Below are 22,718 nucleotides of genomic sequence, written 5' to 3'. Positions count from 1 at the left end.
GCTCGTCACACACGGACGAGCTGCTCCACCCGCTCTTCATTTCCGAAGAACTTGAGATAACGCGCCACTTCCTTGGGGTCGCCGGTCGCCTTTTGCGGATTGTCGGAAAGCTTGACCGCCGCATGGCCGTTGGCATCCGTCACCTTACAGACCAGCGAAATCGCATTCAGCCCTTCGATTTCCTTCGGGGCGCAACCTGCAAAATCATTGGTGAGATTGGTGCCCCAGCCGAAGCTCATGCGCACACGCCCTTCGAAGTGACGGTAAGTCTCCTCAATCGTGTCCACATCAAGCGCGTCGGAAAAGATCAGCAGCTTTTCGCGCGGGTCCTTGCCGCGTGACTTCCACCATTCGATGATGCGCTCGCCGCCTTCGATGGGCGGAGCGCTGTCGGGGCGGAAGCCGGTCCAGTCGGCAACCCAGTCCGGCGCATTGCGCAGGAAGGCAGCCGTGCCGAAAGCATCGGGCAGAACGATCAGAAGATTGCCGCCATAGTAGCGGTTCCAGTCCTGCAGCACGCGATAGGGGGCTGAGCGCAGTTCCTCGTCATTCTTGGCAAGAGCTGCCAGCACCATCGGCAGTTCGTGCGCATTGGTGCCGAGCGCCTCTAGGTCCGTATCCATGGCCAGAAGCACATTGCTGGTGCCGGTAAAGGCATCGCCGATGCCTTCCTTCAGCGCTTCGACGCACCAGCGCTGCCACAGGAAGGAATGGCGTCGGCGCGTGCCGAAGTCGGAAATCTTCAGCCCCGGCAGCTGGCGCAGGCGCTCGACCTTGCTCCACATCTTCGCTTTGGCGCGGGCATAAAGCACGTCGAGCGAAAACGGGCCGAGGTTTTTCATTGCCGCACGCGAACGCAGTTCGTTGATGATGGCGAGTGCTGGAATTTCCCACATGGTCGTGTGCGACCACGGTCCATGGAAATGCAGCTCATACTGCCCATCCTTGCGGCGCAGATCATATTCCGGAAGCTGGAAATCATGCAGCCAGTTCAGGAACTCGGGCTGGAAAATCTGCTTGCGGCCATAGAAACTGTTACCCGCCAGCCAGATCATTTCCTTCTTGGAAAAGCGCAGCGTGCGGGCATGGTCGAGCTGCGCACGCAATTCGCCCTCGTCGATTTCATCGGCAAGGCGCACGGAGGTCGTGCGGTTGATGAGCGAGAAGGTTGCATCTACCTTGGGGTAAAGACCCCAGATCATCTGCAGCATCAGAAGCTTGTAGAAGTCCGTATCCAGAAGGCTGCGGACGATGGGATCGAGCTTCCAAGCGTGATTGTAGACGCGGCGCGCAATATCAGTCTTGGCCATGACGGCCTCCAGAAAAAGCATGTTTCCGATAGCACAAACATCCGGCTTTACTTCGCCGAGTCGTGCAAAAGGCGGGTTTTCACCCGCCTTTTTAATCGGTTCACTTCTGTTTGGGAAGCTCTACGACGATTTCGTGTTCTCCGTCCGGCTTGATCGGTACACCCTCTTCCGGCTTGCCGACCTTGCGCCCGTTGAGCTTGACCACCTTGTCTTTAGCACCGGGGGCAGCGGCCACGACCTTGACGCGATAGAGCGCTTCGCCGAAGCGGAGCTCGGCTTCATAGCCATCCCATTCCGGCGGCAAGGCCGGGTCGAGATGCAGGCGGTCGCCGCGTTTTGTGACGCCAAGGATACCCTCCGTCGCAACGCGGTAGAACCAGCCGGCGGAGCCGGTGTACCAGGTCCAGCCACCCTGTCCGCGACGCGGTTCGACGGAATAGATATCGGCTGCGATCACATAAGGCTCGACGCAGTAGATATCCGGGTTGCGGCCATGGCTGACCGGGCTGATGAGCGAGAACAGACGCCATGCTTCAGCCGTCTTACCCATGCGGGCAAGCGCCAGAATGGCCCAGGTCGCACCGTGGGTGTACTGGCCGCCATTCTCGCGAACGCCGGGCGGATAGCCCTTGATGTAGCCCGGCTCCTGGATGGTCCTGTCGAAAGGCGGCGTGAAGAGACGCAGCAATTCGCCTTTGTCATCCAGCAGGTACTTTTCGAGCGAAGCCATCGCCTGTTCGGCACGCTTCGGATCGGCAACGCCGGAAAGCACGCTCCACGACTGCGCGATGGCATCGATCTGGCATTCATCGCTGTCCTTCGAGCCAAGCGGCGCGCCATTGTCGTAGAAACCACGGCGATACCATTGACCATCCCAACCGTCGCGGTCGAGGGCAGCCGTCAGGCTTTCCAGATGCGCTTTCCAGATATCGACGCGCTTCTTGTCCTTCCGCGCCTCGGCAATCGGGATGAACTTGCCGAGCGTATAGGCGAGGAACCAGCCGAGCCACACGCTCTCGCCCTCGCCCTTCACGCCGACGAGATTCATGCCGTCGTTCCAGTCACCGCCCAAGATCAGCGGCAAGCCGTGCTTGCCGGTTCGCTCGACAGCAAGATCGAGCGCCAAGGCGCAATGCTCGTAAAGGCTTACTGTGTCCTTGGAGATTTCCGGCTGATAGAAGGCATCGTGTTCCCCCTCTTCCAGCTTGCGCCCTTCGAGGAACGGCAGCTTTTCATCAAGGATCGCACGGTCGCCCGTCGTCTCGACATAAAGCGAAGCGCCATAGCCAAGCCAGACGACATCGTCCGAGATCAGTGTGCGGACGCCAGCACCTGTTGCGGGCAACCACCAATGTTGAACATCGCCTTCCGGGAACTGGCGCGATGCGGCATTGAGGATCTGCGCACGGGCCAGCGTCGGATCGATCAGAAGCAGCGACAGCGTGTCCTGCAACTGATCGCGGAAGCCGAACGCACCACTTGCCTGATAGAAGGCAGCGCGCGCCCAGATACGGCAGGCAATCGCCTGATAGGGCAGCCATCCATTGACCAGAAGGTCGAAAGCCGGGTCTGGCGTTTTTACCTGAACGCGGTCGAACAGGCCATCCCATTGCTGCTTGGCGGCAGCGAGCTTGTCGCCGAACGAGACCTTGCGGGTCTCGGAGATCAGCGCCTTTGCCTGTTTCTGATCGACAGCATTGCCGAGCAGGAAGACGATCTCACGCGCTTCACCCGGCCCCACTTCGATATCGAGGGCGAGCGCGGCGCATGGATCACGACCTGCTTCAACCGTACCCGAAAGCGCCTTGCCAGCCAGAACGACCTCCGGTTTGTCCACCGAGCCGGTGGTACCGATGAACTCGCTGCGGTCAGCGGTGACGGATTGCGGCTTTTCGGTTGCAGCAAAGAAGGCGATCTGCCCGGACTTGTCCGGATGATACGGATTGCCTGCAAAGAGCGCGCCCAGTTCCTCGTCCTGCGAAGGTACGATGAAAGGCACGTTCTTGGAGCGGGCATTGCCCAGCACCCATTCCACATAGCCATAGACGCGCAGCTTGCGCTTGGAACGCCCGTTATTGGTGACGGTCAGGCGCGACAGACGCACTGGCTTGTCCGCATCCACGATGTGGGTGAGATCAAGTGCCAGTTCGCCATGCTGTGCTGCGAAGCTCGAATAGCCGTGGCCGTGACGCGCTTCATAGGTCACCGCCTCGTCGCGCAGCACACTTGCCGTCGGCGCAAAGGTGCGGCCCGTTTCGCGGTCGAGGATATAGATCGCCTCGCCCGGACGGTTCGTAACCGGGTCGTTCGCCCATGGGGTGAGCTGATAATCGCGGCTATTGCCTGCCCAGGTGAAGGCCGAACCTTCCGCCGAGACATGGAACCCGAAATTCGGATTGGCGATCACATTGATCCACGGATGCGGCGTGTTGGTGCGATTGTTGATACGCACCACATAAGCGCCATCCTCGGCAAAGCCACCATAGCCGTTCCAGAAGCGAAGATCGTCACCTGATGGAGCAGGACGGTCTACCGCAGGCTTGACCACAGGTCGGCGTTCTTCCGTTCCGCGTTCGATGGCGACGGGTGCCAATCCTGCAGCCCCGATACCCTGGGCGGATGTCTGACCGACAATTGCGGTCTTGGCATCGCGCGCCGCCAGATCGACGGTAATTTCCTCACTGCGACGCAGCTGCTCGGCCAGCGAGCCATTCTGCGCATGCATGACGATGCGCGCCGAGGCGAGCAGCGTATTGTAGCTTTCGTCACTCATCTGGTCGCGGCGAACCGCAAAGATGTGCGGCTGGCCGCCACCACGGGCGCGGAAGCCTTCAACGATCCAGTCGATGGCGCGCTGTGTATCCTGCGCATAGGAGAACGCACGCTCGTTAACCGCCACGACATCGACTGTGAGGCCTTTACTGCGCCAGTACTCCTGCGCGCGCAGCACACCGCGCAACACGTCGAGATCAGCTTCGTTGTCGATGCGCAGCGCAAAGATCGGATAGTCGCCGGAAATCGACATCGGCCACAGGTCGGACTGCTTGCCGAGGCCGCTGGCGATAGTTTCCGGCGGCTGGCGCAATGTCCGCTCCGGATAGAGCAGATAGGCAGCCACCTTCTGATAATCGGCAGCTTCGGCAGGCTTGATGCCGATATGGTAGAGTTGCACCTGCGAACTGGTCCACGACAGGGAATATTCGCGGGCGAAGGTTTCCGGATGGCGATGCAGCGCCACGGCATGTTCCACCGCATCGCGGCTGCCGCCTGCGAAGGTCCAGAACACGAGACTTACCTTTTTATGCGCCGGAACGCGCACCCGTGTGCGCACCGAAGCAATCGGGTCGAGCACGCAACCCTGGCTGCCGGTGAACTTGGCACCCTGATCGAAGGCAGCCGCATCGCGCAAGCTGCGACCACGCCCGACAAAGGCACGGCGGTCGGTTTCGACTTCCGTTTCGCGGATCGAGCCGGAAAGATCGGTCACGAAATGCGCAACGTGGATATCCGGATCGGACGGCGCCCGCTTGCGGCGCTTGGCATAGATGGTCGAACCGTTATCGGAGATTTCGGTTTCCACGAACATCTTGGCAAAGGCCGGATGGGCGGCATCGCTGTCGCTATCGTTCAGCACCAGTTCCGCATAGGACGTGACCTCGATCATGCGGTCGCGGGCGGACGTGTTGATGATGTCGAGCCTGCGGCCTTCGCCATCGGATTCCGACGATACGATCACTTCCATGACGGTTTTGATGTCACCGGCGGTCTTGTAGAATTCCGCCTTGTCTTCGGTGAAGACCGTCTTGGTTTCCTCTTCGGGGTTGCGGACCGGCTCGCCGGTCGCCGACCACCAGTATCCGCTTTCCATGTCGCGCAGGAACAGGAACGTACCCTGAAGGTCTTCCGACGCATCGGCGTGGAAGCGGGTGATGTCCCAATTGTGCCAGCGGCTGTAGCCCGAACCGTTGGCCGTCACCATCAGCGCATATTGCCCATTCGACATCATATGCGTGGTGCGCGGCGCCCTGAACGGCTTGTCGACAATCCGCATCGGCGCATCGTCGAAGCCGCCGGAATCCACGCGCATCGGATTTTCCGTCTTGGCGTAGATCATCGGGATTTCGCGTGGCGCCTTTTCCTGCAGGAGCAGTTCGGCAGCCTCGATCACCGGATCGGAATGGAAGCGCTCCCGCATCCGGCCTTCAAAGATCACGTTGTTGACCGCGATGATCGCCATGCCGTGGTGGTGGGCGTAGTAGTTCTTCACCACAGCACAGAGTTCGCCTTCGCGAACACGCGACGGCGTGAAGTCCACCGAATCGTGGAAGCCATAGCGTCCGAGCGCACCGAGCTTGGCAAGGCGCTTCAAGTTCGCGACAGCGGCAGCAGGCTGATACTGCGCGGCAAGCAGGCTCGCATAGGGTGCAATAACCGCATTGCGCGACAGGCCACGCTGCAGGCCGAGGTTCGGCACGCCGAAGTTGGAATACTGGTAGTTCATATGCGCGTCGCGCGCATTGAACGCCGCTTCCGAAATACCCCATGGCAGGCCGCGCGAGGTTGCATAGTCGATCTGGCGCTGCACCACGAGCTTGTTGGTCTGGTCGAGAAGCGAACCGAGCGGCTCGGACATGACCAGCGGCGGCATCAGATATTCGAACATCGAGCCGGACCAGGAGAGCAGAGCGCCCTTCCAGCCTACCGGCACCAGAAGACGACCAAGCTTGAACCAATGTTCAACAGGTACGTCGCCCTTGGCGATGGCAAACAGGCTTGCCAGACGCGCTTCTGACGCCAGAAGATCGTAGCAGCTTTCGTCCAGCTCGTTTTCCTGCACGCGGAAACCGATGGAGAGAAGGCGACGTTCTTTCCGTTCAAGGAAGCCGAACTGCATGTCGAATGCGAGCTGGCGCGAGCGGGTGGCGAGATCGCGCAGGCGTTCGCGCAGCGCATCCGTGTCATGCTCGCCGATGGAATCCTCGGTATGCGCCTTGCAGGTATCGACGAGAATGCGCGCCCATTCCACGGCTTCAGCGCTTGCCGGTGTTTCGATTTCGCCATCGAGTTCGTCCATCAGGCGAACGATATCGGTTGCGAACAGTGACAGGTTGATGGTGCGGAAGGACGCCGTTTCCGGCTCATCCTTGATGGACAGTACCGCCCGGCGGAAATTGGCAATCCGCTCTTCCAGACGGCGGCGCAGCGGACGCAGAATCCGGCGATCATCCGGGATTTTGGCGATGGACTCTTCAAGGATGTCATTGACATCAAGAATGCCGTCGAGGTCGCCTTGCATATAGACAGACGGTGCTTCCGCCCATTCTTCCAGCGCAGACGACAAAGTAACCAGATGGCCGGCAAGATTGCCGCTATCGACTGCAGAGACATAAAGCGGGCGCATCGGCGTCAGCGTATTGGTCTCGTACCAGTTGTAGAGATGGCCCTGATACTTCTCCATCTTCTCAAGCGTATCGACAGTGGCTTGAACGCGATCCAGCGTTTCACCGAAGCCGATCCAGCCGAAATCGCGCGCGGCGACAACGGACAGAAGATAGACACCGATATTGGTCGGCGACGTGCGCTGCGCGACAATCGGCGCCGGGTCTTCCTGGAAGTTGTCCGGCGGCAGATGATGGTTTTCGTCGTTTGCGAACTCGGCGAAGTAACGCCAGGTCCGGCGTGCATAGCGGCGCAGGTCCGACTTGTCGGAAGAAAGCACTTCCAGCGTGTCCTGCGGCTTGGCCGAACGGCTGACCAGCCAAGCAATCAGCGGCGAGGCAAACCAAATGACGGCAAACGGCGCTGCGATCATTGCCGCATGACTTTGGGCAGCAAGCGGGAAGAAGATCGCCAGACCCGCAATCGCTATGGCGGGCCACATGAGCTGGAAATAGTAAAGCAGCGTATCGGGCGAGGTTCTCGCCTGCGCTGCCGTGCGCCATTCCAGAAGATTGCGATGCGAAACGAACAGGCGATAGACGGTGCGCGCAATGGCATCCGCCATCAGGAACGCCGAATGCGCGATGAAAGTGGTGCGCAGCGCCACATCAGCCGTGCCGAGCGCGATATCGGTCAGCACCGACTGCGCATGGCCTTTCAGCGAATAGTCCATGTTCGATGGAATAAGATTGGTAACAATACCGAATGTCGGCGCGACGAACATGGAGAGAATGAGGAAGCCTTGCCAGACGGCAGCAGGCCCGATTGGAAGCACGCTCCAACCGACGACGGCTGCGACCAGCCACAGGATCGGATTGAGCGAGCGGCGCAGATTGTCGACCATCTTCCAGCGCGTGATGTGGCTGACGCCACGGCTCGTCGAAAACAGCCAAGGCAGAAGTTGCCAATCGCCACGCGCCCAGCGATGGTGACGCGATACGTCGACATTGTAGCCGGTCGGATAATCCTCGACCACTTCGACGTCGCTGACGAGAGCCGCGCGGGCATAGCCGCCTTCGAGAAGGTCATGGCTGAGCAACGTGTTTTCCGGCACGCGGCCTTTCAGCGCCGCCTCGAAAGCATCGATGTCGTAAAGCCCCTTGCCGGTGAAGGTGCCTTCGCCAAGCAGGTCCTGATAAGTGTCGGACACGGCGAAGACGTAAGGATCGATCCCGCGATTGACAGAGAAGACACGCTGCAGGAAAGACGCTTCATCACCGGTGGTGAGCGAAGGCGTGACGCGCGGCTGCAAAATGCCGTACCCACGCACGACCTTGCCGGTCTTCTCGTCGATGATCGGTCGGTTCAGCGGATGGCTGAGCTTGCCGGCCAGATGTGTGACGGATTCCGGCGTCAGACGCGTATCGGCGTCCAGCGTCATCACATATTTGATTTCCTTCGGCAGGCGCTCGTCGGCGGGGAAGAAGCTTGTATCCTGATCACCGCGCAGAAGCAGGTTCAGCTCATGCAGCTTGCCGCGCTTGCGCTCCCAGCCCATCCAGCAATTCTGCTTCTCATTGAACAGGCGGCGGCGGTGCAGAAGGAAAAAGCGTGGCTGATCGTCGCCGGTATAGTGCTCATTGAGCTTGGCGATTTCCTCGCGGGCATATTCATAGATTTCCATATCCGCAGGGGTGATTTCCTGCTTCGCATCGGTCCAGTCGCTGACCAGCGCGAAGTAGATTTCGCCACGCGGATTGGTGAGATAATGGACTTCGAGATTGCGGATCTGCTCATCGATGGAATCTCGCGAGGTGATGAAGGTCGGCACTGCGACCAGCGTGCGCGCCTCCTCCGGCAAGCCTTCCTTATATTCGAAACCGATGAGCCGTGTCGGCTGAACAAACCACGGCACCAGCGCATTGAACAACGAATAGGACGCATCCATTGCCGGGAAGATCGCCAGAAGCGTGAACAGCGTGCGCAGATCGGTCGAAAGACCGGCGCGGATCATGCAGTAATTGACGAGCAACAGAATGAGGATTGTGAAGATCGCCGTCGGGATAAACAGGCCCCAGAGGCCAAGGCCGCGATAGAACCGCAGCGCCTTGACGCCAAAAGGCGCGTGATAGCCGCAGACTTTTTCAAGCTCCTTGCGGCCTTCACCGGACAGGTAATAGGCGATTGCGCCCTTGCCTTCGGCTTCGGGATGACCCGCTTTTTCCGCACGATGTCCATCTTCGGCCAGCTTGAGCGCTGCCCATGTGATGTCGATCTCGCTCATATTCGAATAGCGGGCGAGCTTTTCGATGGTCACGCGATAGGCGTTGCGGGACCGGAAATCCAGAAGCTCGAAATCGCTGTGGTCGCGCAGGATCGCATCAACCTCGTTGACGGTTTCGAACCAGGTTTCCCAGTCAACGTCGTCAATGGATTTCAGGCTGCGGATGACGTTGCCCATCGTGACGCCGCCAGTTGACTGGCGGGCATGTTCCTCGACGATGGCATCTTCCGGATTGCTGCCTTCCTGCTCCAGAATCCGTTCCAGCCAGCTTGCTGCAGCCGTGGTGTCGGTCGATGAGGAACGCAGGCGATAGAGAAGATGGGTCGCGAACGTGCTGTCGCGGGCGGCATCGGCATATTGCGCCAAAACCGAATCCAGTTCGGCTCCGTCGGCAGCGACCACGATGCGGTCGGCAGCCGTATTGGCGAGATTGCGCATGATGCGCGCGCGGTCGACGCGCAGCGCCAGACGGCGTGCATTCTCGATCAGGAAATAGCGCACTGCAGATGGCAGCGCCCACAATTCGCCGATCTTCAGCGGCTCCACAGTCTGGAAACCCTTGACGATGGCCGTCAGCGTCTTCAGCGAGAAATTGCTGTCCGTATGGGCGACATAAAGCCAGGCCAGCGCGAAAATGCGCGGCATGCCTTCATATTTTTCAACGGGCGCCTTGTAGAGCGGCAGCTGGCGGATGAAGCGCCGCGGCAGGTCGCGCCGGGCCTGCTGCACGTTCTTGTCGATCTGATAGTGATTGTCGAGGAGCCATTGCGCGGCTGGCGTGATGGTTTCGCCCGCACGCGAAGCCGCATCGGAGGCGCGATAGGCATGCAGGATCAGCTTGCCGTTTTCGGACAGGCGCTGATCGAACGGGAAGGCAATATAACCCGGCAGCGGAATGTCTTCGCCCCGCGCCACGGCAGCGGCAAGCGCGCCAAGCTCTTCCTCGGTTTTGTACAAGGCCCGGATGGGGGATGGTTGTTCAGGCGGAATCCGGCCCGACGCATCGGGCTCGCTGGATTTGGGTTCCATCGAAGATTGCGGCATCGGCGATTTATTCTCGGTAGAGGTTGATTTGGAGAGCGAAGAAGACAATTCCGGCATCTGCCTTAACAGCCTTTCCGAAGGAAATGAGTTATCTGCGGCGGGTGGATACTGACATTATTCCGAATTTTCATTTCAGGGAAACGGCAGTATCCGTGTTCGGTTCCCTGAATGTCGACCGCATTTGGCCAAAATGCGACGGCGCAATGTGCTGATCTTCAAACCGTTTGAATCGCAACGCACAATTCTTTCCGCCCATTAATGTTGCGTTATGGAACACCCCGTTTCCTGCAACCCTAACATATTGAAAATAAAAATAATACTACCGCGGTAACGCGCTGGAAAATTTCATCGCGACAGGCTCATGCCCTGAAATACGGAAAGGCCCGGCAGGCTTGCGGGAATCACCGCATGTCTGCCGGGCCTTGCGTTTCGGTTCACCGGAAAGTGACGATCAGGAACCGGTTTCGCTGGCCGGAAAAAGCTTCCAGTAACGCGGTCGGAATGCGATGCGGCTCTTTTCCGCCGCCGGATGTTCGGCTGGAATTTCGATCTCGACCCGCTCGCGTGCGCCGCCTACTTCCAGTTCGACGCGCCGCTTGCCGCCCGAACGACGGCTGGCCACCACCGTGCCTGCGATGCAGCCGCCGCAACCGTCCAGCAATTCGACATCGTGCGGGCGGAAGAAGAGCTGCGCATCACCATCCGCCACATCCTGGACCGTTAGGCCGATATTGCGGTCGACAAGCCAGATCTCGCCCTTTTCGACCCGCACCGGAAGCGTGCTGGACTCACCGATGAAGCCATAGACGCCGGGGGAATTCGGATTGTCATAGACTTCGTCCGGTGTGCCAACCTGCTCGATACGGCCCTGGCTCATCACCACCACACGGTCGGCGAGCTCCAGCGCCTCATCCTGATCGTGGGTCACGAAAACAGTTGTGTGACCGGTCTTGTCGTGGATTTCGCGCAGCCAGCGACGCAGTTCCTTGCGCACCAGCGCATCAAGCGCGCCAAACGGCTCATCGAGAAGCAGGACTTTCGGTTCAATCGCCATGGCGCGGGCAAGCGCCACGCGCTGGCGCTGACCACCGGATAGCTGTGCCGGATAACGCTTCTCCAGTCCCTGCAGCTGGACGAGATCCAGCAATTCCAGCGCCCGGTTGCGAATATCGTCACTCGACGGGCGTGTCGCGCTTGGACGCACCTTCAGACCGAAACCGATATTGTCTGCCACTGTCATGTGGCGGAACAGCGCATAATGCTGGAAGACGAAGCCGACATTGCGCTCCTGAACGCTCTTCTGCGACGCGTCTTCGTCGCCAAAGAAGATGGTGCCTTCGGTCGGCGTTTCCAGCCCGGCAATCAGGCGCAAAAGCGTGGTCTTGCCCGAACCGGAAGGCCCCAGCAAAGCGATCAGCTCGCCGGAACGAATATCCAGCGAGACATTATGCAACGCCGGGAAGCGAGCGAACTCCTTACGCACACCGGCAACACGAACTTCCATTCCCAATCCTTCCGTCTGCCATAGCAGGACTATGCTTTATGTCTGCCGCCGCGCGGCCAATTGCTCGTTTAGATGTCAGTGCCCGTTTCCACTGCCGGCCAGTTCATCGCCATAACGCAGTTCCAGCGCCGTCTTGATGGCGAGTGTCAGGAGCGCCAGAAAGGCCAGCAGCGACGCCACCGCGAATGCACCGACGAAGTTATATTCGTTGTAGAGAATTTCCACATGCAGCGGCATCGTATTGGTGAGACCGCGAATATGTCCAGAGACTACGGAAACAGCGCCGAACTCACCCATTGCACGGGCATTACAGAGCAGCACGCCGTAAAGCAGCCCCCATTTGATATTGGGCAGCGTCACATAGCGAAAGGTCTGCCAGCCATTGGCGCCGAGCGAAATCGCCGCTTCCTCATCGCCGGTTCCCTGCTCCTGCATCAACGGTATCAGTTCGCGTGCGACGAACGGAAAGGTGACGAACACCGTTGCCAGAACGATGCCCGGAACGGCAAACAATATCTCAATCCCATGCCGTGACAGCCACGGTCCGAGCAGGCTGTGACTTGAGAAAAGCAGCACGAAAACAAGACCGGAAATAACCGGCGACACGGAAAAGGGCAGATCAATCAGCGTCGTCAGCAGCGCCTTGCCCTTGAACTCGAACTTCGCGATTGCCCAGGCGGCTGCAATGCCGAAGACCAGATTGAGCGGCACGGCAATGGCCGCCACTATGAGTGTGAGCCTTATCGCAGCCCAGGCATCCGGCTCGACCAGTGCTGCCAGATATTCGCCTGCTCCCTTGCGGAAGGCTTCAACGAAGACCGCAATGACCGGCAGGATGAGGAAGAGAGCCAGAAAAGCCAGCGCCAGAGCGATCAGCGTGATACGCATCGGCAGACTTTCGGTGACAGCGCTTCGGCTGTTGCGAGGAGCGGCAGAGACAGGTTCATTCGCCATGACCGTATTTCCTCCGTGTCCACGACTGGATGAGATTGATGAAAAGCAGCATCGCGAAGGAAAGCGCGAGCATCACCGTGGCGAGCGCGGTCGCCCCGGCATAATCATATTCCTCCAGCTTGATGACGATCAGAAGCGGCGCAATTTCCGAGACATAAGGCGTATTGCCCGCAATGAAGATGACCGAGCCATATTCGCCGACGCCGCGTGCGAAGGCGAGCGCGAAGCCGGTGAGGATGGCGGGTTGAAGGCTCGGCAGCAGCACCCGCCAGATCGTCTGGAATCGGGATGCGCCAAGGGTTGCCGCCGCCTCTTCGACCTCGCGGCTGATTTCCTCCATGATCGGCTGGACGGTGCGCACGACGAAGGGCAGACCGACGAAGATCAGCGCAATAACGATGCCCGCCCGCGAAAAGGCGATGCGAATGCCGAACGGTGCCAGCAGGCTGCCGATCCAGCCATTCGGTGCATAAATTGCGGCGAGCGCAATACCCGCAACTGCCGTTGGCAGAGCAAACGGAATATCTACGATGGCATCGACGAACCGCCGTCCCGGAAACCGATAACGCACCAGAACCCAGGCAAGGATGACGCCGAAGACGACATTGACCAGCGCCGCGATGAAGGCGGTGCCGAAGCTCGTTTCAAGCGCTCTCAATGTGCGCTCGTCGGTGACGAGGCGCCAGAAACCGGTAAGCCCGACTTCGGTGGAACGCAGCACCAATGCCGCAAGCGGAATGAGAATGAGAAGGGTCAGATAGGCAACACTGAAGCCGAACGTCAGCCCGAAACCGGGAATGACGCTCGGCTTTCTGAAGTGCGACCCTGCTCTGGCCCGTGCAGGGAGCGAAGACATGCGTTGGTTTGTTCCCTCTTCAGTATTTGATCTTACTGATCGCTCTCGAATTCCGGATTATTTTCCCGGTTTGTAGAGCTGGTCGAACGTTCCTCCATCGCCAAAATGATAGGGCTGTGCCTTGGCCCATCCGCCGAAAATCGGATCATCGATCGTCACCAGCGTCAAGTCCGGAAACTTGCGCTGCTTGTCGGCGGGGATGATGTCAGGCTTCGACGGACGGTAGAAATGCTTGGCGGCAAGCGCCTGTCCTTCCGGCGAGTACAGATATTCGAGATAAGCCTGTGCCAGCTTGGTGGTGCCGTTTTCCTCGGCATTCTTGTCCACCACCGCGACTGGAGGTTCAGCCAGAATGGACTGCGGCGGCACGACGATGTCGAATGCATCCTCGCCAAATTCCGCGACCGAGAGATAGGCTTCGTTTTCCCAGGCAAGCAGTACATCGCCGAGCTGGCGCTGCACGAAAGTGGTCGTCGAGCCACGCGCGCCGGTGTCGAGCACAGGCACATGGCGGAACAGTTCGCCGATGTAATCCTTGATCTTTTGCTCGTCGCCACCGTATTGCTTGTAGGCCCAGGCCCAGGCGGCGAGATAGTTCCAGCGTGCGCCGCCGGACGTCTTCGGGTTCGGCGTGATGACCTCGACACCGTCCTTCACCAGATCGCCCCAGTCCTTGATGCCCTTGGGATTGCCCTTGCGCACAAGGAAGACGATGGTTGACGTATAGGGAGCCGAATTGTTGGGCAGGCGCTTGCGCCAGTCCTTGTCGATCTTGCCCGAAAGCTCGGCAATGGCATCGATATCGCTTTCAAGCGCCAGTGTAACCACATCGGCCTTGATGCCGTCGATCACGGAGCGCGCCTGCTTGCCCGACCCGCCATGGGATACGCGAATGGTGACGGTTTCGCCGGTTTCAGCCTTCCAGTGGGAAGCAAAAGCGGCGTTGTAATCCTTGTAAAGTTCACGCGTCGGATCGTAGGACACGTTCAGAAGCGTCTGATCGGCGAAGCTTGCCTGAACCGTTCCAGTCAGCGAAGCCGCAGCCACCAATGCTGCCAAAGTGAGTGAAAATCTCGATATCTTCATGACCGCCTCCATGGTTCATTGGCCAAGACAGTATCAGAGCTCTTTGAAGACAGGATGCCACAAGCCGGTCGTTATTTGAAACGACTTCGAAAAATCTACTCTCCCCTATCAGCCATTGCGAAATATTTTTTCCGCCTGGCTTCATAAGCCGCCCTTGGACGCAAAGTTTAGAACGTGCACTATTGTTGCCCGACAGGATCAACTACCCATGGAGGTGAGGCCCGGACTGGGGTTGCGGGGGGCAAGTATTCATCCGGGCCTCGGCCAGTCTCACGACCGGCAGGCTAACAACGGGCGAAACCTGTTTCGGTTGCAGGAAATCTCGGCAGCCTGATGATTATTTTTCGCAGCCCTATTGCAACCATATCATGCTCCATAATCGCTCTTGAACGATATCACTGAAGGGGTATTTTTCCTGTATTGATTGGCTGACCAGAGGATTTTTCACATGGCATATGGCAAGCGTTACCTCGGTACCCTTTTCTTGATTGCGGCAGGTCCGGCGATGCTGTTTGCACCGTCCGTTTCAGCGCAAGCTCAAGATGTGAACCCCATAGAGCGGGTCGATTATATCTGCGAACGCGGGGTCGTCGTGCCTGTCACCTATATCCGCAATGGCAGCGCGCCCGGATTTGCCGTCCTGGATGCTGAAGGCAAGATGATTGCGCTACAATGGCACGACAATCTCAAGAAATATGTCGCCATCGATGAACAGGACAGCTACCGCTGGAACGACAAGGACGGTCAGGCCGTGTTGAGTCACCTCGAAGCCGATCACACCGCCAAGGAAGTGATGCTGCTTTCAGCCTGTCGTTCAGACGATTCGGAAGAATAGAAGATCTCATTACGGTACGAGGTAATGCTTGTCCCACTGGTTCTGGGGCACTTCATCGCCGATGTCATAGCGGAAGGAAACAATATTGATATGTTCCTCATCCGTCTTGCAGACGAAGGACAGCTTGTACCAGTGCTCCCGGCTGCGGAAGGCTGCGCCATCGGCCTTGATGGAGTTCTTTTTGGTCACCGGATCGGAGAAGGCATAGGCCAGAACCTTGTCGACCGAAAACTTCTGTTCCCGCGTGATGCGTTCCATGGCTTCCACATCGCAACGCTGTTCCAGGCGGGTTGCCGGATCGAGCTTCTCAAGCTGGGCCTTTTCAGAGGCGTTCATCGCGAAAGACGGGGAAACCGCCAGACCAAGGAAGATGAGACTGACAATAGCGGACGCAGGCAACACAACGGGCATGAATTTCATCGGACTTTCGGGAACTCCTCGAGGTGCTCAAATTATCAGCGGCGATAATAAGCATGATTTGCGGCAATGTACGGATCATCACCGGAAAGTTATCGAAGGCCAACCATAAAAACCGCCATCCCCAAAATTCGTCCCTACGTATGAACTAATCGTCGCTGTTCGCGCTCAGCCCTTCCACATAGGTGCGGTTGCGCCCTTCTTTCTTGGCGGCGTAGAGGATTTTGTCGGCCTTATCGACGGCCTGCCAGAAATCACCCTGTTCCGGCAGACGAACACAGCCGATGCTGCATGTGACGCTGGTTTCCTTTGCGAGTCGCTGGAACCGGTGTCTCTCGATATTCTGCCGTACGCCTTCCATAAGCTGGAAAAGGTTATCGGCATGCATATCATCAACACAGATCACGAATTCCTCGCCGCCTGTACGTGCAATCAACGGTCTTTCGCCGATAAGCTTGCGCAGGATTCCAGCGAACTCCTTCAGAACCGCATCGCCTGCCGCGTGACCATAAGCGTCGTTCAGCGCCTTGAAGTAATCGATATCGCAAACGGCGACCCAGCCCGGAACGCCCTTTTTCGCTTGCAAAAGTGCGTTATAGCGCATTTCCAGCCCGCGGCGGTTGAGAAGTCCCGTCAAGGGATCGCTGTCGCGTTCGCGCGATAGCTCGCCGATACGGTCGTAACCGGCAGCGGCCAGCAAGGCGAAGCCAGTGAGAACGGCGGCGATGGCAGTGGAAAAGACTGTCCATTGCCAGAAGACCGTCATCGCGAAATCGTCGCCATCGACATCGCCAAGCAGGGAGCGGGCAGTCAGAAGCGTGCGCGGCACGAATTGCAATGCCACCAGAACGAGCATGACCAGCAAAAGCTTGTCGACCAGCGATCCCTTGAACAGACACCGTGCCTGCCAGGCAAAAGAAAGGATCAGCGTCGCCATGCCCAGATTGAGCACGTAGACCCGCGACAGAAGATTTGGCTCGATATAGCAATAATACCAGACACCGCCGACGATGAGCGCGAAACTCAATATGTAGAAGGCAGATGTAAGCCGCAGACCACTCCGCTGCAGAATGCCATATCCGCCGACCAGCGTGCCCCCGACATAAAATGCCGACGAGAGCACTGTGTTCAGATTGTCGTTCGCAGGAAAATTGCCGAGTTGGACCAGCATGGCGATACCGATCAGCAGGAAACACGCGCCGCAGGACAGCAGAAACTTGCGGCCGCGATCGGAAAACCACGCCGTAAAAAAGGCAAGCGAAAACAGCAGCAGAACGGCGGGGAGTACGAACTTCATATAATCGGGCGCGCAAATTACAATTTCTGGGAGAAGTCTTATTGCGTCCTCTCAAGAAAATTACAATTGAGTAAATTGAAAACGTTCTGTGAACCCGCCATGCGTACCGGGCAGGCCTGCAAGACGCGAGGCCGTAACTTACCGTGCTTTCGCTCTTGATTTCATCAGGCCGTCCGTGTTTGTAACCTGCAAACATTGCCGTGATATGCGCTATCATATGCGCCACGCAGTCCCGTCGCGAAAGGAAGAGACATGAAGCCCGTTTTCCTGCAACTGCAGTGCACGCCCGGTAAAACCTATGAGGTCGCCGATACGCTCTTTCAGCGTGAAATCGTCTCCGAGCTTTATTCCACCAGCGGCGAATTCGACCTTCTGGCAAAAATCTACATCGCCGAAGATCAGGATATCGGCAAGTTCATGAACGAGAATGTCTTTGACATTCCCAATATTGTCCGCTCGCTGACGACGCTGACCTTTACCGCCTTCTGACATCGGCCCCAAGCCGATAGAAAGCCGGTAAAGGTTTGATTCACCATTAACGAATTATCATGTCGGCGAAGGGAACCTCTGCTTGCGCTCGCGCATTTCTTGCGTGAAGGGCTTACCTCAAAAAGGGAGGCAGCGAGACAAGTGATGAATGATCTTGGACAGCGGCGGGTATTAGTGGTGGAAGACGAGATTTTCGTCGCCCTCGACGTCGCCGCGACTGTCGAGGACGCGAACGGAACCGTTCTCGGTCCGGTCGGAACCGTCCGGCAAGCAATAGATATCATCAACCGCAATCAGGTCGACGCCGCCATTCTCGATGTGAACCTTGCCGATGGCGATGTGGAAGCTGTGCTGGACTGGTTGATGAGCCGCCATATCTTCGTCGTCATCCATAGCGGCGGCGGACTGCCTGCCCGCCTTGCAGCGCGCTATCCGGAAGTGCCCGTCTTCCAGAAGCCGATCCCGCCATCCGTGCTGACGCGCGCTCTGGCCTCCGCTCTTGCTTCGCACGTGGCTTGAGAGGCCGGATGCGGTCGACCTTTCCCGATTTCGCAACCGTGCTGAAGGAAGTCGAGGCCGACACAGGCCAGGCGGACGATATTCGCGGACCGCAATTCGGGTTTGCTTCGACCGTTTTTTCTGCAGAGTTCAGCGATACGCCCACAACCGGACGCCAGCCCGATGGCCTGCAGCGCCTGTTCGACATTGAAAGCCCGCCGGAGACTGCGCCCGCACCTGACCGGGAAAGGCTGGCAATAGAAGCGCGCATGCAGAAGCAGTCCCCGGATGCGATCCGCCAGGAGCTGGATTTACAGCCGGGTTTGAAGCGTGCCGAACTGCAACGGCGCCGACGCAGCTTTGCCGCCAGCAATCATCCCGACCGTCTGCCGGAAGAGTTTCGTCCCGCTGCAGAACAGCGGATGAAAACGGCAAATGCCCTGCTCGATAACGCCATGGCCAGCGCACCATCTTAACACCAAGCAACTTCCTTACGTTTTCAGCGCAAATTCTTTTGCCTTATAACAATAACGTGCTAGATTGCCCTGTCTGTGCCTGCGAAAGCTGTCGCACGCCGGAACCCTTTCCGTTGTCCGTAAGTCTGCAAACGGTCTCGCTGCTCTCCCCGCACTCCGGGCAAATTGGGTGATATGGGGCAATTTGCGCTTTGCTCTGCGGGGGCGGTTCTGTCATATCGACGTTACAAATTAGAATAGTTCCTAAAAGGTTTGAAAATGCCTCCTTATCGTTCGCGTACAACCACCCACGGTCGCAACATGGCCGGCGCGCGCGGCCTATGGCGCGCCACCGGCATGAAGGATGAGGATTTCGGCAAGCCGATTATTGCCGTGGTGAACTCGTTCACCCAATTCGTGCCCGGCCACGTGCACCTGAAGGACCTCGGCCAGCTCGTCGCGCGCGAAATCGAAAGCGCTGGCGGTGTCGCCAAGGAATTCAACACCATTGCGGTCGATGACGGTATCGCCATGGGCCATGACGGCATGCTCTATTCGCTGCCGTCGCGGGAACTCATCGCCGACTCAGTCGAATATATGGTCAATGCGCATTGCGCCGATGCGATGGTCTGCATTTCCAATTGCGACAAGATCACCCCCGGCATGCTGATGGCCGCTCTGCGCCTCAATATCCCGGTCGTGTTCGTCTCTGGCGGCCCGATGGAAGCAGGCAAGGTCGTCTGGGACGATCAGGTCAAGAAGCTCGACCTCGTGGATGCGATGGTTGCCGCTGCCGACGATCATTACACCGATGATCAGGTCAAGGCCATCGAGCGCTCCGCCTGCCCGACCTGCGGTTCGTGCTCGGGCATGTTTACCGCAAACTCGATGAACTGCCTCACCGAAGCGCTCGGCCTGTCGCTGCCGGGCAATGGCTCGACGCTCGCAACCCATGCCGACCGCAAGCGCCTCTTCGTGGAAGCCGGTCATCTGGTTGTCGATCTCGCCCGCCGTTATTACGAGCAGAACGACGAGAGCGTGCTGCCGCGCTCAATTGCGAGCTTCCCGGCTTTTGAAAACGCCATGACGCTCGATATCGCCATGGGCGGTTCGACCAATACGGTTCTGCATCTTCTCGCTGCCGCACAGGAGGCCGAGATCGACTTCACCATGGCCGACATCGATCGCCTGTCGCGCCGCGTGCCGGTGCTCTGCAAGGTCGCGCCTGCCGTCGCCTCCGTTCATATGGAAGACGTTCATCGCGCCGGCGGCATCATGGGTATTCTGGGCCAGCTCGAAAAGGCGGGCCTCATCAACACCGATTTGCCGACCGTCCATAGTGAAACAATGGGTAAGGCGCTCGATCATTGGGACGTGACCCGCACCAACAGCGAAATGGTGCACAAGTTCTATTCGGCGGCCCCTGGCGGCGTGCCAACACAGGTTGCCTTCTCTCAGGAGCGCCGTTTTGACAGCGTGGATTCTGACCGTGAAAAGGGCGTCATCCGTTCCAAGGAACACGCCTTCAGTCAGGATGGCGGTCTGGCGGTACTTTACGGCAATCTGGCCGAAGACGGCTGCATCGTGAAGACGGCAGGCGTGGACGATTCCATCCTGAAATTCTCCGGCCCTGCCCGCATCTTCGAAAGCCAGGATTCGGCCGTGCTCGGCATTTTGAACGGCAAGATCAAGCCGGGCGACATCGTGCTGATCCGCTATGAAGGCCCGCGCGGCGGCCCCGGCATGCAGGAAATGCTCTACCCGACGAGCTACCTGAAATCGAAGGGCCTCGGCAAGGCTTGCGCGCTCATCACCGACGGACGCTTCTCGGGCGGCTCTTCGGGTCTTTCGATTGGTCACGTTTCGCCGGAAGCAGCCGAAGGCGGCACGATCGGTCTGGTGCGCGAAGGCGATATCATCGATATCGACATTCCAAACCGCAAGATCCACCTCGCCGTGGACGATGCAACGCTGGCAGAACGCCGCGCCGAGCAGGATGCAACAGGCTGGAAGCCTGCGGAGGAACGCAAGCGCAAGATTTCCACCGCTTTGAAGGCTTATGCTTCCATGGCGACAAGTGCCGCCAAGGGCGCGGTTCGGAAACTGCCGGATTGATTTCGTAAGAAAGTATTTTACTAAGGGCTCTTCGGAGCCCTTTTTCTTTCGAAGTAGATAGGTGCGAAATCGATGAATTTCAGAAAAAAATTATTAGCAATTGGAGCAATATGTATATTTTCAATGAGAGCGACCTATGGTGAAGAACTCACCAAAAAGGATTATATGGAACTGCCCTCAAAAGCAGTTCGGTATTTCCAATGCTCTATACTAATTCAAAATACTGGACAGGCGCGACGCCCCTCATCCGTCGGTTTCTTTCTAGCTTCAAAGGCCACTCAACGAGGTTATGATTTTAGCAAACAGTATTACGACGCTTTAGATAGCAATAAAATCTCTCCGCTGGATTTCGATATAGGAACACTACCGACAGGATTTATATTAGACCCAATATCAATCACGTCACAAAATCGAGAGGAAGAAATATCGTTTAGAATTGGTCGCATATCAGTATATGCGGGATTCGATCTATTTTCGAAAACGCAAGGCATCGATAAAAATAACAGAATTGATATTCCGAATTTCAAACAAAATTCAAAAAACTTACTGGATGAATATTGCGATTATGAATCCTTAGGACTGACACCCGCAATGCTTGAGCAACTGCGAAACGACTTAAAATAAACCGCTATTTCCGAAGCACCTTCTCCACCGCAGGCATCAGATCGTTCTTCACCGACTCCGGCGTAAACGGCCCGACATGCTTGTAGACGATTTTACCTGTCTCATCGACGAGGAAGGTTTCCGGCACGCCGTAGACGCCCCATTCGATGGCTGAGCGCCCGGCGCGGTCGGCACCGACAGCGGCAAAGGGATTACCGAGATCCCCGAGGAAACGGCGCGCATTTTCCGGCTGGTCCTTGTAATTGAGGCCAACCACGCGGATACGTTCGTCCTTGGCGATTTCCATCAAAAGCGGGTGCTCCTGACGACAGGGAACGCACCACGATCCCCAGACATTCACCAGTGTCAGCTTGCCCTTAAAATCATCGCTGTTGAGGCCGGGGACAGGCACCCCATCGCGCACCAGACCTTCGACGGGCGGAAGGTTCGTCTGCGGGGCCTGCTTGCCGATCAGCGCGGAAGGTATCGTCGTATTGTCCTTGCCCGACAGAAGCTGGACCGCAAACACCGCCGCCAGTCCGACGAAAATCGCCAGTGGTAGCAGGGCAACCCATGTGGAGCGCTTTTTCGGCGCGGCTGGCTTCTCGGTCGTTTCCGTCATTGTGCTTTACCGGGGGCTTTTGCAGAACGGCGGCGCACGCCCTGCGCCTCAAGCCGCTTCAATTCGTTTTTCTGGATACGCTGATCGATCAATATCCAGCCAATGGTGACGACGAGTGCCGCGACCGTGATGCCATAGGAGGCGAGAACAAAGCCGAGATGGTTCATAGCGCGCTCTCCTGTGCCTTGCGATTGCGGTCGGCATTCCGTGCGGCAAGCTTTTTCATCGACGCGACGCGACGACGCCAGATTTCATTGCGCATGGCCATCATGTGCAGAGTGAAAAACAGAAGCGAGAAGCCGATAGCCATCACGAAAAGCGGGCGCAGCATGGATGCATCGATGGTGGGGCCGTCCATGCGGAACACCGAAGCTGGCTGGTGCAGCGTGTTCCACCAGTCGACCGAGAATTTGATGATCGGGATATTGATGAAGCCGACTAGCGTGAGCACAGCCACCGGCCTGGCGCTTTTTGCCGGATCGTCCATGGCGCGCGACAGCGCGATAATGCCAAGATACATCAGGAACAGCACGAAAACCGAAGTCAGCCGCGCATCCCACACCCACCATGTGCCCCACATCGGCTTGCCCCAGAGCGAACCTGTGGCCAGCGCAAGCGCGGTGAAGACGGCACCGAGCGGCGCGGCGGCGCGGATCGACACATCGGCCAGCGGATGCCGCCAGACCAGCGTGCCCAGCGCCGAAACGGCCATGATCGAGTAGCACATCATGGAAAGCCATGCGAAAGGCACATGGATATACATGATGCGGACCGTCATGCCCTGCTGATAGTCCTCCGGCGACTGGACGAAAACCATATAGAGGCCTGCTGCCAGAAACAGCACTGAAAGCACGGCCAGCCATGGCAAGACCTTGCCTGCAAAGGCAAGGAACCGCGTGGGATTGGCCAGATCGAGCCAGCTCGTGGTTTTAACGGCGTCTTTGGTCATGTCTTTTTCCATGGCCTATAC

Annotated in this window: 17 protein-coding genes; 6 read left to right on the top strand and 11 right to left on the bottom strand. The window is 58.0% G+C overall.

What is annotated here, in order from left to right; all coding sequences use genetic code 11:
- Positions 1 to 5: 5 nt before the first annotated feature.
- The 6 genes from pncB to MKS82_RS14555 all read right to left on the bottom strand — a co-directional run bounded on the left by pncB (position 6) and on the right by MKS82_RS14555 (position 14,417).
- Entirely contained in the window at positions 6 to 1,310 is a 1,305-nt protein-coding gene (gene pncB, locus MKS82_RS14580) for a nicotinate phosphoribosyltransferase (RefSeq protein WP_109989257.1), read from the bottom strand.
- Positions 1,311 to 1,410: 100 nt separating this feature from the next.
- Complete coding sequence (locus tag MKS82_RS14575) at positions 1,411 to 10,074, bottom strand: GH36-type glycosyl hydrolase domain-containing protein (RefSeq protein WP_240578933.1); 8,664 nt, start codon at positions 10,072 to 10,074, stop codon at positions 1,411 to 1,413.
- A gap of 394 nt (positions 10,075 to 10,468) precedes the next feature.
- Positions 10,469 to 11,521, bottom strand: a complete 1,053-nt coding sequence (locus MKS82_RS14570; protein WP_109989236.1) for a sulfate/molybdate ABC transporter ATP-binding protein — start codon at positions 11,519 to 11,521, stop codon at positions 10,469 to 10,471.
- A 75-nt stretch (positions 11,522 to 11,596) separates the two neighbouring features.
- Positions 11,597 to 12,475 carry a sulfate ABC transporter permease subunit CysW gene (cysW, locus tag MKS82_RS14565; RefSeq protein WP_109989235.1) on the bottom strand — a complete coding sequence of 293 codons (879 nt, stop codon included), beginning with the start codon at positions 12,473 to 12,475 and terminating at the stop codon, positions 11,597 to 11,599.
- Positions 12,465 to 13,331: a sulfate ABC transporter permease subunit CysT gene (gene cysT / locus MKS82_RS14560; protein WP_109989234.1), complete on the bottom strand. Its 867-nt coding sequence runs from the start codon at positions 13,329 to 13,331 to the stop codon at positions 12,465 to 12,467. The genes cysW and cysT overlap by 11 nt, the downstream gene beginning before the upstream one ends.
- Positions 13,332 to 13,388: 57 nt before the next feature.
- Positions 13,389 to 14,417, bottom strand: a complete 1,029-nt coding sequence (locus MKS82_RS14555; protein WP_109989233.1) for a sulfate ABC transporter substrate-binding protein — start codon at positions 14,415 to 14,417, stop codon at positions 13,389 to 13,391.
- A gap of 448 nt (positions 14,418 to 14,865) precedes the next feature.
- Between MKS82_RS14555 and MKS82_RS14550 the strand changes: the two genes are divergently transcribed.
- The gene (locus MKS82_RS14550) at positions 14,866 to 15,252 is read left to right on the top strand and encodes a hypothetical protein (protein ID WP_109989232.1); all 387 of its coding nucleotides are present in this window, start codon (positions 14,866 to 14,868) and stop codon (positions 15,250 to 15,252) included.
- Positions 15,253 to 15,261: 9 nt separating this feature from the next.
- Here the strand turns inward: MKS82_RS14550 and MKS82_RS14545 are convergent, their stop codons facing one another.
- A complete protein-coding gene (locus tag MKS82_RS14545) occupies positions 15,262 to 15,672 on the bottom strand; it encodes a DUF930 domain-containing protein (RefSeq protein WP_109989231.1) in 411 nt (136 codons plus the stop codon).
- Positions 15,673 to 15,817: 145 nt separating this feature from the next.
- Positions 15,818 to 16,966, bottom strand: coding sequence for a GGDEF domain-containing protein (locus tag MKS82_RS14540; protein WP_109989230.1), 1,149 nt, complete (start codon positions 16,964 to 16,966; stop codon positions 15,818 to 15,820).
- A 252-nt stretch (positions 16,967 to 17,218) separates the two neighbouring features.
- On the opposite strand from MKS82_RS14540, the gene MKS82_RS14535 reads away from it, so the two are divergent.
- From MKS82_RS14535 to MKS82_RS14515, 5 genes are all read left to right on the top strand, one after another.
- Positions 17,219 to 17,455: an Lrp/AsnC ligand binding domain-containing protein gene (locus MKS82_RS14535; protein ID WP_109989229.1), complete on the top strand. Its 237-nt coding sequence runs from the start codon at positions 17,219 to 17,221 to the stop codon at positions 17,453 to 17,455.
- 144 nt (positions 17,456 to 17,599) lie between these two features.
- Complete coding sequence (locus MKS82_RS14530; RefSeq protein WP_109989228.1) at positions 17,600 to 17,974, top strand: response regulator; 375 nt, start codon at positions 17,600 to 17,602, stop codon at positions 17,972 to 17,974.
- An 8-nt stretch (positions 17,975 to 17,982) separates the two neighbouring features.
- Complete coding sequence (locus MKS82_RS14525) at positions 17,983 to 18,429, top strand: hypothetical protein (RefSeq protein WP_109989227.1); 447 nt, start codon at positions 17,983 to 17,985, stop codon at positions 18,427 to 18,429.
- A 258-nt stretch (positions 18,430 to 18,687) separates the two neighbouring features.
- Positions 18,688 to 20,523 carry a dihydroxy-acid dehydratase gene (ilvD, locus tag MKS82_RS14520; RefSeq protein WP_109989226.1) on the top strand — a complete coding sequence of 612 codons (1,836 nt, stop codon included), beginning with the start codon at positions 18,688 to 18,690 and terminating at the stop codon, positions 20,521 to 20,523.
- 72 nt (positions 20,524 to 20,595) lie between these two features.
- On the top strand, positions 20,596 to 21,147 hold the full coding sequence (locus tag MKS82_RS14515; protein WP_146206497.1) for a hypothetical protein: 552 nt from the start codon (positions 20,596 to 20,598) through the stop codon (positions 21,145 to 21,147).
- Between the two features lie 4 nt (positions 21,148 to 21,151).
- On the opposite strand, the gene MKS82_RS14510 is transcribed toward MKS82_RS14515, so the two are convergent.
- Genes MKS82_RS14510 through MKS82_RS14500 form a run of 3 tightly spaced genes read right to left on the bottom strand, consistent with a single transcriptional unit; the run spans position 21,152 to position 22,697 of the window.
- A complete protein-coding gene (locus tag MKS82_RS14510; protein WP_109989224.1) occupies positions 21,152 to 21,748 on the bottom strand; it encodes a DsbE family thiol:disulfide interchange protein in 597 nt (198 codons plus the stop codon).
- Positions 21,745 to 21,915: a heme exporter protein CcmD gene (ccmD, locus tag MKS82_RS14505; RefSeq protein ID WP_061344787.1), complete on the bottom strand. Its 171-nt coding sequence runs from the start codon at positions 21,913 to 21,915 to the stop codon at positions 21,745 to 21,747. Before ccmD ends, MKS82_RS14510 begins: the two co-directional genes overlap by 4 nt.
- Positions 21,912 to 22,697 carry a heme ABC transporter permease gene (locus tag MKS82_RS14500; RefSeq protein ID WP_181394325.1) on the bottom strand — a complete coding sequence of 262 codons (786 nt, stop codon included), beginning with the start codon at positions 22,695 to 22,697 and terminating at the stop codon, positions 21,912 to 21,914. The genes ccmD and MKS82_RS14500 overlap by 4 nt, the downstream gene beginning before the upstream one ends.
- Positions 22,698 to 22,718: the final 21 nt, after the last annotated feature.

This window comes from Ochrobactrum sp. A-1, from assembly GCF_022488005.1.
In the GTDB taxonomy this organism is placed as follows: domain Bacteria; phylum Pseudomonadota; class Alphaproteobacteria; order Rhizobiales; family Rhizobiaceae; genus Brucella.
Note: the sequence above shows the minus strand (reverse complement) of the source record. Positions and strands in the feature narration are given on the sequence as shown.